Annotated in this window: 1 protein-coding gene; it reads right to left on the bottom strand. The window is 32.1% G+C overall.

What is annotated here, in order from left to right; translation table 11 throughout:
* The coding region (locus QP997_RS09855) for a hypothetical protein (RefSeq protein ID WP_284847018.1) at positions 1 to 234 on the bottom strand (234 nt) is incomplete at both ends.

Genomic DNA, 234 nt, shown 5'->3' with positions numbered 1-234 from the left:
GTGCTTTTCTTTCGTCATTACATATACAAGAAAAGAAAAATGAATACGCACTAATGACTAAAAATATGAGCCCTCCGACTACATTTATCTTCAAAAATAATTCTTTATTTAAGTTATTATCTTGTAAAAACCATTCTGCACCTACTAACCCAGCTACATACGTAACAGATACAATAATTAGAAGTCCCAATATGAGAACAGCAGCTTGTGTAATCGCAATTTGCACTCTAGATA

Source organism: Corynebacterium sp. MSK039, from assembly GCF_030232315.1.
GTDB lineage: Bacteria > Actinomycetota > Actinomycetes > Mycobacteriales > Mycobacteriaceae > Corynebacterium.
This window is presented reverse-complemented; position numbering and strand designations above follow the sequence as displayed.